This window comes from Enterobacter sp. HMSC16D10 (assembly GCF_001807145.1).
Taxonomy (GTDB): Bacteria; Pseudomonadota; Gammaproteobacteria; order Enterobacterales; family Enterobacteriaceae; genus Enterobacter; species Enterobacter roggenkampii.
Genome location: NZ_KV787878.1, coordinates 42,736 through 57,407 on the forward strand (window position 1 = coordinate 42,736; position 14,672 = coordinate 57,407).

Sequence of the window (14,672 nt, forward strand, 5' to 3'; positions counted from 1 at the left end):
CCTTGTTAAAATTGGCCGCCTCAGCCCTTCACGCCACCGGCGGTCAAACCACTTTTAATAAAACGTTCAGACAGGGCGTACATAATGACCACCGGAAGTGCCGTCACCAGCGATGCCGCCATCATGCGACCCCAGATATAATCGGGTGTGCTAAAGAGCGTGTTCAGCCCGACCGGCAAGGTGAAGTTGCTGGCGCTGGACAGGAAAATGGACGCAAACAGATAGTCGTTCCACGCCACCATGAAGCAGTAAACAAACACCGATACGAGCCCGGATATCGCCAGCGGTACGGTAATACGGAAGATAATTTGCAGGCGGTTAAGGCCGTCCATCATTGCGGCTTCTTCTATTTCGTCCGGGATGGTGTCGAAGTAGCTGCGCAGCATGAACACTGCCGTCGGTAACGTCTGCGTCACCATGGTGATAATCAGCGCCAGCTCGGTGTCGTAGATCCCCAGCGCGGTGATGATTTTGAACAACGGCACCACCAGCAAGATGCCGGAGAACATGTAGACGGTGTAAAAACTCGCGTTGATCGTCGTGCGGCCCTTAAAGCGCAGCTTGGACAAGGCGTAAGCGCCCAGCGTACCGAGAAACACGGCAATCACCGATGAGGTCAGCGACACCACCATGCTGTTTCTGAAGTAATCCACAAACGGGAAGATCAGCGGGTTAAAGATGTCGATGTAATGCTGCAGCGTCCACGCCTGCGGCAGAATGGTTGGGTGGAGCGAGATCGCCTCTTTGGCGCTCTTGAATGACGTCATCAGCATCACGAAGAACGGGAAGAGCGTGATGATCAGAAATACCGCCAGCCCGAGATAAAAACCAATACGGCTCAGTACGCGTTTATTTGTTGCCATTGAGGTTCACCCTTTTTCTGGTCAGCAGAATCACAGCGAAGATGATCACGAACAGCACCACGGAGATGGCCGCTGCTTTACCCAAGTCGTTGAAAGCGAAAGCGGTTTTGTAAAGATAGACGCCCAGAATATCGACCTTCGTGGTCAGCAGGTAGACGTCAGCAAACATGTAGAACATCCAGATGGTGCGAAGCGTGACCACCGTGGCCAGCACCGGCATAATCGCGGGCAGCGTGACGATCCGAAAACGTTGCCAGGCATTCGCGCCGTCCATTTCCGCCGCTTCATACAGGGATTTATCAATCGTCTGTAAAATCGCCAGGAATGAGATAAACGCGTACGGGAAGTAACGCCAGATCGCGAACAGCACCACCAGTACGAAGCTGCTGTTCGGGTTGTCGAACCACAGCGGCGCCTGGTCATACAGGTGCAACAGGTCTACGCCCAGATAGTTCACAATGCCGTAGCCGTTGTTGAACATGTATTTCCAGGCAAACACCAGCGAAATAGACGGCGTGACGTAGGATAAAATCACCAGTGAACGTGCCGTCTTACGCAGGCGAAACTCGCGATTAAAGAAGATGGCGACGGCCAGCCCCAGCACCGTGCTGCCAATCACCACCAGCGCGGTGTACCAGAAGGTCATCCACAGCGCGTGCCAGAAAGCGGCATCGCCGAGGATGCGAATGTAATTGTCCAGTCCGACAAACACGGCGCTAATGCGCGGATTGAGCGGCAAGCGTAAAAAACTGATTTCAATATTGGAAATCATTGGCCAGGCCACCAGGCCCCCCAGCAGAATCAGGCTGGGGGCCAACAGCAGCATGGCGAAAGGCATATCTGAACGACCAGAAAACAACGTCTTCATAATTTCCTTCCGCAGAGCGCTCCTATCGTTGTGTAATGAGATCAGTCAGTCGCTTCTGGCTGCTGCTTAACGTTGTGTTAAGGTCCTTCTGCCCCACCGTGACGTTATGCACCATGGAGCTGATAATGCCGGAGCCCGTCACGTCGCCCATGCGGGTGAAGTTTTTATCCCCAACCGCGCCAAACACCTGCACGTTCGGGAACTGTGCAATCAGCGCATATGGCAACTGCCCAAACGCTTTAATCACGTCGTTGTTTTTCCAGGTATCCGTGCCCACCACCCCTTTGTTTACCGGCAGCGCCGCGCCCGGCGACATCATGACCCAGTCCGTCGCGTTTTGAGCCTGTTCCATCCAGGTAACAAACTTCTCGGCCGCTTTGGTCTCCTCTTCGGTTTGTCCGGTGGTGATCGTCAGCGAGGTGATCATGCCGTACACCGCCGATGAGTTTTCAGTCGGGACAACGAAGCCCAGGTTGGCAGGGTTTCCGTCCTTGTAGACGGCGGGCAGGATGTAGGTGGAGTAAACCGCCATCGGCGCAGAACCGTTCATGAAGGCGTCTTTGATCTCCATAACATCGTTCGAACCCGGCATGGTGGTCGCAGCCAGCGCTTTATAAAACGCCAGCGCTTTGGCCATTTCCGGGGTATCGATGTCGACATTCCCTTTTGCATCAAACACGTTCGCGCCACCGGAAAGGGCAAACTGAGAGAACGAGTGTTCGGTCATCACGCTTTCCGCAGTCGGTAACGCGATGCCGTAATGTTTTTTAGCCGGGTCGTTCAGGCGCTGGCTGGCTTGCAGAAGCTGTTCCCAGTTATGCGGCTCCTCAATGCCCGCCGCGGCCAGCACATCTTTGTGGTACCACACGCCGGAGAGCCAGGCGCTGATCGGCACGCCCGTCCAGGCTGCGCCGTCTTCCGTGCGGACAACGCGCAAGATGCCGTCATAGAAGGTGTTTTCCCCCACCGCCTTAATTGCTTCAGCGATTGCGTCACGATCCAGAAGCTGTTCTTTATCCATCACCTTTGCATAGTCATGGCTGACCTCAATCACTTCAGGCAGCGCGCCGGTTCGCGCCAGCGTAATCACCTTGGTGTTGTAGGCATCCTCTTCTACCGGTACCTGTTTTATCGTGATGCCCGGGTTCTCTTTCTCGAATTTATCGATCAGTTTCGTAATAACGGCCTGACGCTCCTGCTCTACCGACGAGTGCATAAACTCAATGGTGACAGAGGACGCTTTGTCATCCTTACAGCCTGATAACAGGGCGCACGAAACCAGTGCTGATATCAGCACAATTCTGGGTATTTTCATGTTTAAGGTCCTTTTTAGTTTTCTTTAATCCACAATACCTGCCATGGATTTAGGATCAGAGTCGTGTCGGTAATATCTTTTCCGCTAATCAATTCCCTTCCCGAGTGAATATCGGACTCAACCGTTTGAGAATTATCACTGAAATTAAACAACGCTGTTATTTTCTCACCACAATCCGCCACGCGGACAATTTTTAAAACATGCTTCCCTGACGCACTGAAATAAGCCTCACTGTCAGGATGGAATGCTTTTTCCGCCCGGCGCAATACGATTAACTGACTTAACGCACTGTAAACCTGATAACGGAGACTATTTTTATCTTCAAGCGCGCAATCAATTTGACCCGCGGCATATTTCTCACGATTTATCGCACGGTTATATCCAAGACGCTCTACGCCATCATAATCATTACGGGAGCCGAGAATACTTTGAATATAAACCGCAGGCACACCGGGGAAGCTTAACAGGACAGCATGGGCCAGAATAAACCGGGCAATGCGTTCGCTATCATGACTTTCTCGCGTACTTAAGGCATCAAGATAGGTCACGTTAATTTCATACGGGCTTCGTGTGCCATCCGGGTTATTTTTCCAGTTAACCAACGCACCTTCGGTCTGGAGCTTTTCTACAAGCGAGAGGATCTCCGACTCCGGTAAAATTCCGCGCAATGGGTTAAGACCAATGCCGTCATGCGAGGCCAGGAAGTTGAACCAGGTGGTTTTTGTGGAAGGCAACGCCAGCGACGCAGCCCACTGGCTCAGCGTGCTGACATCCTGGCTGTGCACCGCATGTAGCACCAGCGGAGGCAACGAGAACTGATAAACCATCTGCGCTTCATTTTCGCCGTTACCGAAGTAAGAGACGTTATCTTTATGCGGAACGTTCGTCTCGGTGATAATCACCGTGCCGGGGGCAACCGCCTCGGTAATGGCGCGGAAAAGCTGGATGAGCTGGTGGGTTTGCTCAAGGTGAATGCAGCTCGTTCCCGGTATTTTCCACATGAACCCAACGGCATCCAGTCGAATATATCGCGCCCCTTCAATAAGGTAATGCAGCAGCACGTCGACCATCGCAATCAGTACCTGCGGAGAGGCGAAGTTGAGATCGATCTGGTCCTCACTGAAGGTGGTCCACAGATGTCGCACGCTGCCATCATGAAGTGTGAAAGGCGTAAGAAGCGGTAAGGCACGCGGACGCGTCACCGCGGTTAAATCTGTCTCAGGATCGACAGAAATGAAGAAATCATCATATCCCGGCATTTGCTTCAGATAATTAGCAAACCAGGCACTTTTGGCCGACATATGATTGCAGACGAAATCAAACATCAAACTGGTTGACTGTTTTAATTCAGCAACGTCTCGCCATGTTCCCGTTTCAGGCGCAACTTCATGATAATCAATAACAGAAAAGCCATCGTCCGAAGACCACGGATAAAAAGGCAAAAGATGGACATGAGAAAAAGAATGCGAAAGCCATTTGTTATAAAAACGTGTAAAAACAGGGAGTGCTTTCTCCCCTTTCGCGGAAAACTGATCGGCATAGGTTATCAGAACGATATCTTTTTCATCCCAGCCCATTTTACGCCTTTCCGTAATAACAGAGGCGGCCTTTTCAATATTTTCCAGCAGCATATGAAGATGTGCTTCAGAAAACGTTTTTCCATAAACAAGATTAATGAGTGCTTTAATTTTTTCGTTCACTTTATTTTCCATGGTAGCGGTCCCACGGAATGGCAATCTACTCCCATGAAAAATATCTGTCAACGGACCGGGCAGGAGAAAAATGCGATTGCAAAGCAGCTCAGCGCAATATTGTGAGCTGCCGCAAAGAAAGCAGGTGAAATGAGGAAGTGCGGGTCATCATCGCCAGCCCCTCTCCTGGAAGAGAAAGGGCTGCTGCGAGCGGAAACTACTGGGATAAGTAGCGGCGTGACAGCCGTTTCGCCACCTTTTGCAACAGCGGTTCGAGCGCCACGGCCAGTACCATTCTGACCGGCTTGCGGGCAACCGATTTAATCGCCCACCCCGCTACCCCAGCCGGACCGTAACGTAACGCGGTCATCAGGACCAGCTTACCTGCGATTTTCAGGCCGGGTTTTACCTTCTGACCGGCCTGTTGCCAGTGTTGTTTCATCTCTTTTCTCTCTTAAAGCTGACGGAAACGACTTCTCAGCGTAAAGGTATCGGATGTGACATAACGTTCCATTTCCCGTAACCGCTTCTCACCTGCGGCGAGTTGCGCATCCACAGCATTAAGGAGATCGCTGCTGGTGGGAGCGCCTTCCGCCGCCAGTTCTCCTTCCGGCATCGGGTCAAGCACAAACGACAACACGATGTACGCAACCAGGGTAATAAATGCCAGACCGAAGAAGATCGACAGCACCGTCACCACGCGTACCAGCTTAACCGGGACGTCAAGATAGTGAGCCAGCCCGGCGCAGACGCCGCGCACCATGCCCTGCTGTGGAATTCGCCACAGCTTTTTGTTCAAATTCAGTCCAGACATTAACGGTCCCTCCAGTTTGGATGTTCAGCATCCAGGATGGCTTCCAGCGCCTGAATGCGTTCACGCATTTTGTTCGCTTCATCGGAGAGCTGTATCAGACGTTGTTGTTCACTCTGGGAAAGTTCGCCCCGTGAGGAACGGTTGCTGTAGTGCAGCCATAACCAAATCGGCAAAACGAACAGCACGAAAATCGTCAGGGGAATAGCCAGAAAAAGCGCGCTCATGTGTACTCCTTGTCTTACGATGCGGCACGTTCAGGTGCCGCAGGCATTATTATTGGTTGTCTTGCTTCATTTTGGCTTTCAGTGCCGCCAGCTGCTCGCTGATTTCATCATCGGCCTTGAGGTCAGCGAACTGTTGATCCAGGGACTTCTGCTTACCGATGCCGTGGCTTTCGGCTTCCGCTTCCATCTGGTCGATACGACGCTCAAACGATTCAAAACGGGCCATCGCTTCATCCAGCTTACCGCTGTCAAGCTGACGACGCACGTCGCGGGAGGAGCTTGCCGCCTGGTGACGGAGGGTCAGCGCCTGCTGACGCGCGCGGGTTTCGCTCAGCTTGTTTTCCAGCTCGCCAATCTCTTTCTTCATGCGGGTGAGCGTGTCGTCCACCAGCGTCACTTCATGCTCGAGCGTCGCGACCAACTCTGCCAGCTTCTGTTTTTCGATCAGCGCCGCACGGGCCAGATCCTCTTTGTCTTTGCGCAGCGCGAGTTCTGCTTTTTCCTGCCATTCATTCAGCTGAGCGGTGGCCTGTTCAATACGACGCGTAAGCTGTTTTTTCTCAGCCAGCGCGCGGGCGGAGGTAGAGCGGACTTCAACCAGTGTGTCTTCCATCTCCTGAATCATCAGACGCACCAGCTTCTGCGGATCTTCCGCTTTCTCCAGCAGTGAGTTGATGTTGGCGTTCACGATGTCGGCAAAACGAGAAAAAATACCCATAATTGACTCCTCATAGTTCTGTTATCGGGCGATGCCCTGCTGTACAGATAATACAAATCTCATGCCAACTTTTTATCTTATTGATTTAGCAGGCCATGGTTGATTTTCATGCAGTGAAGAACTATTCTTGCCTGGTGAATATCGCTAAGGAGTGGTTAATTTCATCATGCCCGGATACAAAGACAATTTACTCGGCGAAGCAAACAGTTTTCTTGAGGTGCTGGAACAGGTGTCTCGCCTGGCGCCGCTCAACAAACCGGTGCTGATTATCGGCGAGCGGGGTACGGGTAAGGAACTCATCGCCAACCGTCTGCACTACTTATCCGGGCGCTGGGACGGCCCCTTCATTTCCCTTAACTGCGCGGCGCTGAATGAAAACCTGCTCGATACCGAGCTCTTCGGCCATGAGGCGGGCGCGTTTACCGGCGCCCAGAAACGCCATCCCGGACGCTTTGAGCGCGCCGACGGCGGTACGCTGTTTCTTGATGAGCTGGCCACCGCGCCCATGCTGGTGCAGGAGAAACTGCTGCGCGTGATTGAATACGGCGAGCTGGAGCGCGTCGGCGGCAGCCAGCCGCTCCAGGTGAACGTGCGCCTGGTGTGCGCCACGAATGCCAACCTGCCGGAGAGGGTGGCAGAGGATAAATTCCGTGCCGACCTGCTCGACCGCCTGGCCTTTGACGTCGTGCAGCTTCCTCCGCTGCGCGAGCGAAGAAGCGACATTATGCTGCTGGCAGACCAGTTTGCGATTCAGATGTGCCGCGAGCTCGGACTGCCGCTGTTCCCCGGCTTCAGCGATTATGCACGGGAGACGCTGCTTGCTTACCACTGGCCGGGCAATATCCGCGAGCTGAAAAACGTCGTGGAGCGTTCCGTCTATCGCCACGGCAGCAGCGAGACGGAGCTGGACAACATCATTATCGATCCTTTTCAGCGCAGCGCCCCGCCCTTGCCCGCACCAGCATCTCCAGGCGACGCCCCTGCTCTTCCCCTTGATCTGCGCCAGTTCCAGCACGACCAGGAGAAACAGCTGCTGGAGCAAAGCCTGAAGATGGCGAAATACAACCAGAAACGGGCGGCTGAACTGCTGGGTTTGACCTACCATCAGTTAAGGGCATTGCTTAAAAAGCATCAAATGCGCTGACAATATCAGCATTTAACAGCAGACATTTTACAAAACCAAGCCTGGATAACTGCTCCACTCCTTAGGACAACATACAATGCCATTCAATAATAAAAACATACTTATTACTTTCCTATCCCTCTGCTCATTTCAGACTTATGCCGCACAATGCACAGCGGAAACTTTCGCTAAAAACAAATTGAACAACCTCATCCTCCTGAACCAGCAGACAAGAACCGAAATCCCTAAGTCAGTCGAAATCACTGTTGATAGCCCTGATGGGTATATCCGCGCATCGGCTCAAAGCAACTTTGATCAATGCGGTGAACTCACTGGCAGCAGTGTTAAAGAGGTCAAAACCTCACCGGGACCGAAAAATGTTTTCACGACTACCAATGAAATTCAGTTAAACAGAACGGAATTTGGCTGGCGCATTCAGTTGGATGCGAACGGCGTAATAGTCGATAACAACAGTCAGAAGGCCACACAATTATATCGGCAGACGCTGGAGGGGATGTACCAGCTGAACAACAATGGACTTATCAGCCACGTGGTTAATCGTTCGATTATTGCGGCCACAAAACCAGGAGATAAAGATAAAACCACAGTGGGCGCAATAGACTACGTATTCAATTCATCAGGGTTGCTGGCAAGGGTGGTAAGCAAAGGAAGTTTGGCGATAGATAACTATACAACTGTATACAGCTATGATGACAATGATCGCCTGATCAAAACCGAGTCCCCCTCAACCATAGAAGAGTATACCTACGATAACGAGGGCCGTGATCTGTCCCTGAGCAAGACCCAGACGTATTTCACCATTGAAAAAAACCTGACAACGTGTGAGGAGTGGAACTCGCATGGAGAATGCACACGCGCCAATATGGATACCACGATTGTCCCAGCCGATCGGACGGGTAAACAGTATGTGGAAAAACATAAGGCCGTGATGACGACGAAATATGAATACTGGAACTGACCATTCAACCCGCCAAATAGGGTAGCCAAAATGGTATTGGAATCGAAATTGATGTTCGTGGTGTACCTGACTTCAGTAAATGTGGTGTGAGATGAAAATCATAATATTCGTTGTTTTACTTATTGCCAGTTTTATCCTCGTCCCGGACAGCTGGATTAATGATGTTTTCATGCAACATATCCAGATATCAGGCGATGGTGAAGAAGCCATGAATAACTATGATTTCACAGCAATTCTGATCAATTTTGGTCTGTCTGCAATGATAGCGTTTGTACTGATGATGCTTATGAAAGTGCTGAAAAAATGAACCAGGGTGGCAGGTACGCACGTAACAACAAAGTGAGCATTTTTACTCTATGCTATTTAGAATGTTCGTATGCCATTGCCTTACCCGTACTTGATCTGCTCTCAGATCTGGTGATAAACGGCCGCATTTTACCGGCTATTTTTCTTCAGAAAGTATGATCCCAGATCTGATAGCGACAACATGTCTTCCTGTCATTCACGGCATACATTCACAAGCTTGATGCTATCCGCCGAAGCGAATCCTTCGTTTATAGCGAGTCAGATGCGCCACGAAAATGCTAAGATAGTCCATGAGGTATATTCAAAGTGGATTGCAGGTATGAACGTGCATCGGGTTGTGACGCTGAGTGACCGACTGCAAACGTTACTGCCCCATTATGCCCTCAGGCTTAAACGATACTGGATAATGTCGTTTAAAATTAGTAGGATAGCCACTTCATATTTAATACCTTAAAAATTATGCGTCTGGTTTTATCGTCCTTTTTTGCACTTGGTCTGTTTAGCAGCCAGGCCTTTGCCGCGCCCGGGCAAACGCCGCAGCCTGACATTCGTGACAGCGGCTTCGTCTATTGCGTAAGCGGCCAGGTGGATACCTTCAACCCGCAAAAAGCGGGCAGCGGCCTGATTGTGGATACCCTTGCCGCGCAGCTTTACGATCGTCTGCTTGATGTAGACCCGTACACTTACCGTCTCGTGCCCGAGCTTGCGGAAAGCTGGGAAGTGCTGGATAACGGCGCAACCTACCGTTTTCACCTGCGCGATGATGTTGCGTTTCAGCGCACGCCGTGGTTTACCCCCTCGCGCAAGCTGAATGCGGATGACGTGGTCTTTACCTTCCAGCGTATCTTCAACCGCAACCATCCTTGGCATAACGTTAACGGCAGCAATTTCCCCTATTTCGACAGCCTGCAGTTTGCCGACACCGTGAAAAGCGTGCGCAAGCTGGACAACCGCACTGTTGAGTTCACGCTGACGCGCCCGGATGCCTCATTCCTGTGGCACCTGGCAACCCACTATGCGTCCGTCATGTCGGCCGAATACGCGGCGAAGCTGACGAAAAAAGATCGTCAGGAACTGCTCGATCGTCAGCCGGTCGGCACCGGTCCGTTCCAGCTGGCCGAATACCGCGCCGGGCAATATATTCGTCTGCAGCGCCACGAGCATTTCTGGCGCGGCACGCCGCTGATGCCGCAGGTGGTGGTCGATCTGGGTTCCGGCGGAACGGGGCGACTGTCGAAGCTGCTCACCGGAGAATGCGACGTACTCGCCTGGCCTGCCGCCAGCCAGCTCACGATTTTGCGCGACGATCCGCGCCTGCGTCTGACGCTACGCCCGGGGATGAACATCGCGTATCTGGCCTTTAACACCGATAAGCCGCCGTTGAATAACCCTGCCGTTCGTCACGCCCTTGCGCTCGCCATCAACAACCAGCGCCTGATGCAGTCGATTTATTACGGTACGGCGGAAACCGCCGCCTCAATTTTACCGCGCGCCTCGTGGGCCTACGACGGTGAGGCTAAAATTACGGAATACAATCCGGCAAAAGCACGTGAACAGCTGAAAGCGCTGGGCGCAGAAAACCTCACGCTGCAGCTTTGGGTGCCGACCAGCTCCCAGGCGTGGAACCCGAGCCCGCTCAAGACCGCCGAACTGCTGCAGGCGGATATGGCGCAGGTGGGCGTAAAAGTGATCATCGTACCGGTAGAGGGCCGTTTCCAGGAGGCGCGCCTGATGGACATGAATCATGATTTAACCCTCACCGGCTGGGCCACCGACAGCAACGACCCGGACAGCTTCTTCCGGCCGCTGCTGAGCTGTGCGGCGATAAACTCGCAGACCAACTACGCCCACTGGTGTAACCGGGAGTTTGACGCCGTGCTGCAAAAAGCGCTGGCTTCCCAACAGCTGGCCTCGCGCATCGACGCCTATGATGAAGCGCAGAAGATCTTAGCCCAGGAACTCCCGGTGCTGCCGCTGGCCTCTTCCCTGCGCCTTCAGGCGTATCGCTATGATATTAAAGGCCTGGTGCTGAGCCCGTTTGGCAACGCCTCGTTCGCCGGCGTGTCGCGTGAAAAAGAACAAGAGGTGAAAAAACCATGATTATTTTTACCTTGCGCCGGCTCCTGTTGCTGCTGGTGACGCTCTTTTTCCTCAACTTTGTCGGCTTTAGCCTGAGCTATTTCACGCCCCACGCCCCTCTCCAGGGATCGTCGCTGTGGGATGCCTGGCTCTTCTGGTTTAACGGGCTGCTGCACTGGGATTTCGGCGTGTCCAGCATTAACGGGCAGCTGATTTCCGAGCAGTTGAAAGAGGTTTTCCCGGCCACGATGGAGCTGTGCATTCTGGCCTTCGGTTTTGCCCTGATGGTCGGGATCCCCGTGGGCATGCTGGCCGGGATATATCGCAACAAATGGCAGGATAAGTTTATCAGCGCCCTCGCCCTGCTTGGCTTCTCCATCCCGGTCTTCTGGCTGGCGCTGCTGCTGACGCTTTTCTTCTCGCTGACAATGGGCTGGCTACCGGTTTCGGGACGTTTTGACCTGCTCTATACGGTTAAATCGGTGACGGGCTTTGCCATTATCGACGCGTGGCTGTCCGATTCCGTGTGGCGGCATGAGATGATCGTCAGCGCCCTGCGCCATATGGTGCTTCCGGTACTGACGCTGGCGGTTGCGCCAACAACCGAAGTGATCCGCCTGATGCGCCTGAGCACCATTGAGGTGTTTGACCAGAACTATGTCAAAGCCGCCGCCACGCGCGGACTGTCGCGCCTGACCATCCTGCGCCGCAACGTCCTGCACAACGCCCTGCCGCCGGTTATTCCGCGTCTGGGATTACAGTTCTCCACCATGCTCACGCTGGCCATGATCACCGAGATGGTCTTTAGCTGGCCTGGCCTCGGGCGGTGGCTGATTAACGCTATCCGCCAGCAGGACTACGCCGCGATTTCCGCAGGGGTGATGGTGATTGGTTCGCTGGTGATTATTGTTAACGTGTTGTCCGATATTCTGGGTGCCATGGCCAACCCATTGAAGCATAAGGAATGGTATGCCCTACGATAACGTATACAGTGAAAAGCGCACGCCCGGTGTGCTGCGTACCGTGTGGCGTAAATTCTATGGTGATACCACGGCAATGATCGGCCTTTATGGCTGCGCCGGTCTGGTGTTGCTCTGTGTCTTTGGCTCCTGGTTTGCGCCGTACGGCATTGACCAGCAGTTCCTTGGCTATCAGCTGCTGCCGCCGTCCTGGTCGCGCTACGGAGAGGTCTCTTTCTTCCTTGGAACGGACGACCTCGGACGTGACGTGTTAAGCCGCCTGCTGAGCGGTGCGGCCCCGACGGTGGGCGGCGCGTTTGTGGTGACGCTCGCGGCCACGATCTGCGGGCTGGCGCTGGGTATTTTTGCGGGATCCACGCATGGCCTGCGCTCGGCGGTGCTTAACCACATTCTGGATACGCTGCTGTCGATTCCGTCTCTGCTGCTGGCGATCGTTGTGGTTGCCTTTGCCGGTCCGCACCTGTCGCATGCCATGTTCGCCGTCTGGCTGGCTATCCTGCCCCGCATCGTGCGCTCGGTTTACAGCATGGTGCATGACGAGCTGGAAAAAGAGTATGTCGTCGCTGCGCGTCTGGACGGCGCGACCACCTTCAATATTCTGTGGTTTGCCGTGTTGCCTAACATCGCGTCCGGGCTGGTCACCGAGATCACCCGCGCCCTGTCGATGGCGATCCTGGACATCGCGGCGCTCGGCTTCCTCGACCTCGGCGCGCAGCTGCCGTCGCCCGAATGGGGTGCGATGCTCGGTGACGCGCTGGAGTTAATTTACGTGGCGCCGTGGACGGTTATGCTGCCGGGTGCGGCCATTATGGTGAGCGTGCTGCTGATCAACCTGCTGGGCGACGGTATTCGCCGTGCAATTAACGCGGGGGTGCAATAATGCCGCTTCTTGATATTCGCAACCTCACCATTGAATTCAAAACCGGTGAAGGCTGGGTTAAAGCCGTCGATCGCATCAGCATCACCCTCGCGGAGGGTGAAATTCGCGGGCTGGTGGGGGAATCCGGCTCAGGCAAAAGCCTGATCGCCAAAGCCATCTGCGGCGTGGCGAAAGATAACTGGCGCGTCACCGCAGACCGTATGCGGTTTGATGATATCGACCTGCTGCGCCTCTCTCCCCGCGAGCGGCGTAAGCTGGTCGGGCATAACGTCTCGATGATTTTCCAGGAGCCGCAGTCCTGTCTCGACCCGTCCGAGCGCGTGGGCAAACAGCTGATGCAGAACATCCCCGGCTGGACCTATAAAGGCCGCTGGTGGCAACGCGTGGGCTGGCGCAAGCGTCGCGCCATTGAGCTTTTACACCGCGTCGGGATCAAAGATCACAAAGATGCGATGCGCAGCTTCCCGTACGAGCTGACCGACGGTGAATGTCAGAAAGTGATGATTGCCATCGCGCTGGCCAATCAGCCGCGTTTGCTGATTGCGGATGAACCGACGAACGCGATGGAGCCCACCACGCAGGCGCAAATTTTCCGCCTGCTGTCGCGTCTTAACCAGAACAACAACACCACCATTTTGCTGATCAGCCATGACCTGCAAATGCTCAGCAAATGGGCGGATAAAATTGATGTGATGTACTGCGGACAAACGGTCGAAACCGCGCCGAGTGAAGACCTGATCACCGCGCCGCACCACCCGTATACGCAGGCGCTAATCCGCGCTATTCCTGATTTTGGCAGCGCCATGCCGCATAAGAGCCGCCTGAATACCCTGCCCGGGGCGATTCCGCTGCTGGAATCGTTGCCGATAGGCTGTCGTCTGGGGCCGCGTTGCCCGTATGCGCAGCGTAAATGTATCGAGACGCCACGCCTGACCGGGGCCAAAAATCATCTTTACGCCTGTCATTTCCCGCTGAACATGGAGAGAGAGTGAAATGGTCGAAACCTTGCTGGAAGTCCGCAACCTGAGTAAGACCTTTCGCTACCGCACGGGGCTGTTTCATCGTCAAACTGTCGACGCGGTAAAACCGCTCAGCTTTACCCTGCGTGAAAAACAGACCCTGGCAATCATCGGCGAGAACGGTTCCGGGAAATCCACCCTTGCGAAAATGCTCGCCGGTATGGTTGAACCGACGGCTGGCGAAGTATTGATTGACGATCACCCTCTCACGTTCGGGGATTACTCTTTCCGCAGCCAGCGCATCCGCATGATCTTCCAGGATCCGTCGACCTCGCTCAACCCACGCCAGCGCATTTCGCAGATCCTCGATTTTCCGCTGCGTCTGAACACCGACCTGGAGCCCGAGGCGCGCCGCAAGCGTATCTTCGAAACACTGCGCATGGTTGGGCTATTACCGGACCACGAAAGCTACTACCCGCACATGCTGGCTCCCGGCCAGAAACAGCGTCTGGGTCTGGCGCGTGCGTTGATTTTGCGCCCGAAAGTGATCATTGCTGACGAAGCGCTTGCCTCGCTGGATATGTCGATGCGTTCACAGCTGATTAACCTGATGCTGGAGCTGCAGGAAAAACAGGGCATCTCGTATATCTACGTCACCCAGCATCTGGGGATGATGAAACACATCAGCGATCAGGTGATGGTTATGCACCAGGGTGAAGTGGTTGAACGCGGCAGCACGGCGGATGTGATGGCCTCCCCGCTTCACGAGCTGACAAAACGGCTGATAGCCGGTCATTTCGGTGAAGCATTGACGGCCGATGCGTGGCGCAAAGATCGGTAAACAAACGTTGCACCGCTTAATAAGGATTAAAT

General features: G+C 53.9%; 16 protein-coding genes. 8 read left to right on the forward strand and 8 right to left on the reverse strand.

What is annotated here, in order from left to right; translation table 11 throughout:
* Nucleotides 1-20: 20 nt before the first annotated feature.
* The 8 genes from HMPREF3143_RS11120 to pspA all read right to left on the reverse strand — a co-directional run bounded on the left by HMPREF3143_RS11120 (nt 21) and on the right by pspA (nt 6,493).
* Nucleotides 21-863 carry a carbohydrate ABC transporter permease gene (locus tag HMPREF3143_RS11120; RefSeq protein WP_008501243.1) on the reverse strand — a complete coding sequence of 281 codons (843 nt, stop codon included), beginning with the start codon at nt 861-863 and terminating at the stop codon, nt 21-23.
* Entirely contained in the window at nt 850-1,731 is an 882-nt protein-coding gene (locus tag HMPREF3143_RS11125) for a carbohydrate ABC transporter permease (RefSeq protein WP_070533054.1), read from the reverse strand. The genes HMPREF3143_RS11120 and HMPREF3143_RS11125 overlap by 14 nt, the downstream gene beginning before the upstream one ends.
* 22 nt (nt 1,732-1,753) lie before the next feature.
* Complete coding sequence (locus HMPREF3143_RS11130) at nt 1,754-3,046, reverse strand: ABC transporter substrate-binding protein (RefSeq protein WP_070533060.1); 1,293 nt, start codon at nt 3,044-3,046, stop codon at nt 1,754-1,756.
* Between the two features lie 14 nt (nt 3,047-3,060).
* Nucleotides 3,061-4,758, reverse strand: coding sequence for a sugar phosphorylase (locus HMPREF3143_RS11135; RefSeq protein ID WP_070533061.1), 1,698 nt, complete (start codon nt 4,756-4,758; stop codon nt 3,061-3,063).
* Nucleotides 4,759-4,954: 196 nt separating this feature from the next.
* Nucleotides 4,955-5,179, reverse strand: coding sequence for a phage shock protein PspD (gene pspD / locus HMPREF3143_RS11140; protein WP_023292260.1), 225 nt, complete (start codon nt 5,177-5,179; stop codon nt 4,955-4,957).
* A gap of 12 nt (nt 5,180-5,191) precedes the next feature.
* Nucleotides 5,192-5,551, reverse strand: coding sequence for an envelope stress response membrane protein PspC (gene pspC / locus HMPREF3143_RS11145; RefSeq protein WP_008501237.1), 360 nt, complete (start codon nt 5,549-5,551; stop codon nt 5,192-5,194).
* Entirely contained in the window at nt 5,551-5,775 is a 225-nt protein-coding gene (pspB, locus tag HMPREF3143_RS11150) for an envelope stress response membrane protein PspB (protein ID WP_008501236.1), read from the reverse strand. The genes pspC and pspB overlap by 1 nt, the downstream gene beginning before the upstream one ends.
* A 49-nt stretch (nt 5,776-5,824) precedes the next feature.
* On the reverse strand, nt 5,825-6,493 hold the full coding sequence (pspA, locus tag HMPREF3143_RS11155) for a phage shock protein PspA (RefSeq protein ID WP_021240283.1): 669 nt from the start codon (nt 6,491-6,493) through the stop codon (nt 5,825-5,827).
* A 166-nt stretch (nt 6,494-6,659) separates the two neighbouring features.
* On the opposite strand from pspA, the gene pspF reads away from it, so the two are divergent.
* The 8 genes from pspF to sapF all read left to right on the forward strand — a co-directional run bounded on the left by pspF (nt 6,660) and on the right by sapF (nt 14,640).
* Nucleotides 6,660-7,637 (forward strand): phage shock protein operon transcriptional activator, encoded by a 978-nt coding sequence (gene pspF, locus HMPREF3143_RS11160; protein WP_070533063.1) that lies wholly within the window; start codon nt 6,660-6,662, stop codon nt 7,635-7,637.
* 76 nt (nt 7,638-7,713) lie between these two features.
* Nucleotides 7,714-8,595 carry a hypothetical protein gene (locus HMPREF3143_RS11165; protein ID WP_032663419.1) on the forward strand — a complete coding sequence of 294 codons (882 nt, stop codon included), beginning with the start codon at nt 7,714-7,716 and terminating at the stop codon, nt 8,593-8,595.
* 91 nt (nt 8,596-8,686) lie between these two features.
* Entirely contained in the window at nt 8,687-8,902 is a 216-nt protein-coding gene (locus HMPREF3143_RS11170; RefSeq protein WP_021240286.1) for a hypothetical protein, read from the forward strand.
* A gap of 458 nt (nt 8,903-9,360) precedes the next feature.
* Entirely contained in the window at nt 9,361-11,001 is a 1,641-nt protein-coding gene (sapA, locus tag HMPREF3143_RS11175; protein WP_008501231.1) for an ABC transporter substrate-binding protein SapA, read from the forward strand.
* Nucleotides 10,998-11,963, forward strand: a complete 966-nt coding sequence (gene sapB, locus HMPREF3143_RS11180) for a putrescine export ABC transporter permease SapB (protein WP_008501230.1) — start codon at nt 10,998-11,000, stop codon at nt 11,961-11,963. Before sapA ends, sapB begins: the two co-directional genes overlap by 4 nt.
* Nucleotides 11,950-12,840, forward strand: a complete 891-nt coding sequence (gene sapC / locus HMPREF3143_RS11185; RefSeq protein WP_025913072.1) for a putrescine export ABC transporter permease SapC — start codon at nt 11,950-11,952, stop codon at nt 12,838-12,840. Before sapB ends, sapC begins: the two co-directional genes overlap by 14 nt.
* A complete protein-coding gene (gene sapD, locus HMPREF3143_RS11190; RefSeq protein WP_008501228.1) occupies nt 12,840-13,832 on the forward strand; it encodes a putrescine export ABC transporter ATP-binding protein SapD in 993 nt (330 codons plus the stop codon). The genes sapC and sapD overlap by 1 nt, the downstream gene beginning before the upstream one ends.
* A 1-nt stretch (nt 13,833) precedes the next feature.
* Nucleotides 13,834-14,640 (forward strand): putrescine export ABC transporter ATP-binding protein SapF, encoded by an 807-nt coding sequence (gene sapF / locus HMPREF3143_RS11195; protein WP_008501227.1) that lies wholly within the window; start codon nt 13,834-13,836, stop codon nt 14,638-14,640.
* The last annotated feature ends 32 nt before the right edge of the window (nt 14,641-14,672 follow it).

Coding starts and splice junctions, on each gene's coding strand:
- HMPREF3143_RS11120 (WP_008501243.1), bottom strand. CDS start 863: ATGGCAACAAATAAACGCGTACTGAGCCGTATTGGTTTTTATCTCGGG.
- HMPREF3143_RS11125 (WP_070533054.1), bottom strand. CDS start 1,731: ATGAAGACGTTGTTTTCTGGTCGTTCAGATATGCCTTTCGCCATGCTG.
- HMPREF3143_RS11130 (WP_070533060.1), bottom strand. CDS start 3,046: ATGAAAATACCCAGAATTGTGCTGATATCAGCACTGGTTTCGTGCGCC.
- HMPREF3143_RS11135 (WP_070533061.1), bottom strand. CDS start 4,758: ATGGAAAATAAAGTGAACGAAAAAATTAAAGCACTCATTAATCTTGTT.
- pspD (WP_023292260.1), bottom strand. CDS start 5,179: ATGAAACAACACTGGCAACAGGCCGGTCAGAAGGTAAAACCCGGCCTG.
- pspC (WP_008501237.1), bottom strand. CDS start 5,551: ATGTCTGGACTGAATTTGAACAAAAAGCTGTGGCGAATTCCACAGCAG.
- pspB (WP_008501236.1), bottom strand. CDS start 5,775: ATGAGCGCGCTTTTTCTGGCTATTCCCCTGACGATTTTCGTGCTGTTC.
- pspA (WP_021240283.1), bottom strand. CDS start 6,493: ATGGGTATTTTTTCTCGTTTTGCCGACATCGTGAACGCCAACATCAAC.
- pspF (WP_070533063.1), top strand. CDS start 6,660: ATGCCCGGATACAAAGACAATTTACTCGGCGAAGCAAACAGTTTTCTT.
- HMPREF3143_RS11165 (WP_032663419.1), top strand. CDS start 7,714: ATGCCATTCAATAATAAAAACATACTTATTACTTTCCTATCCCTCTGC.
- HMPREF3143_RS11170 (WP_021240286.1), top strand. CDS start 8,687: ATGAAAATCATAATATTCGTTGTTTTACTTATTGCCAGTTTTATCCTC.
- sapA (WP_008501231.1), top strand. CDS start 9,361: ATGCGTCTGGTTTTATCGTCCTTTTTTGCACTTGGTCTGTTTAGCAGC.
- sapB (WP_008501230.1), top strand. CDS start 10,998: ATGATTATTTTTACCTTGCGCCGGCTCCTGTTGCTGCTGGTGACGCTC.
- sapC (WP_025913072.1), top strand. CDS start 11,950: ATGCCCTACGATAACGTATACAGTGAAAAGCGCACGCCCGGTGTGCTG.
- sapD (WP_008501228.1), top strand. CDS start 12,840: ATGCCGCTTCTTGATATTCGCAACCTCACCATTGAATTCAAAACCGGT.
- sapF (WP_008501227.1), top strand. CDS start 13,834: ATGGTCGAAACCTTGCTGGAAGTCCGCAACCTGAGTAAGACCTTTCGC.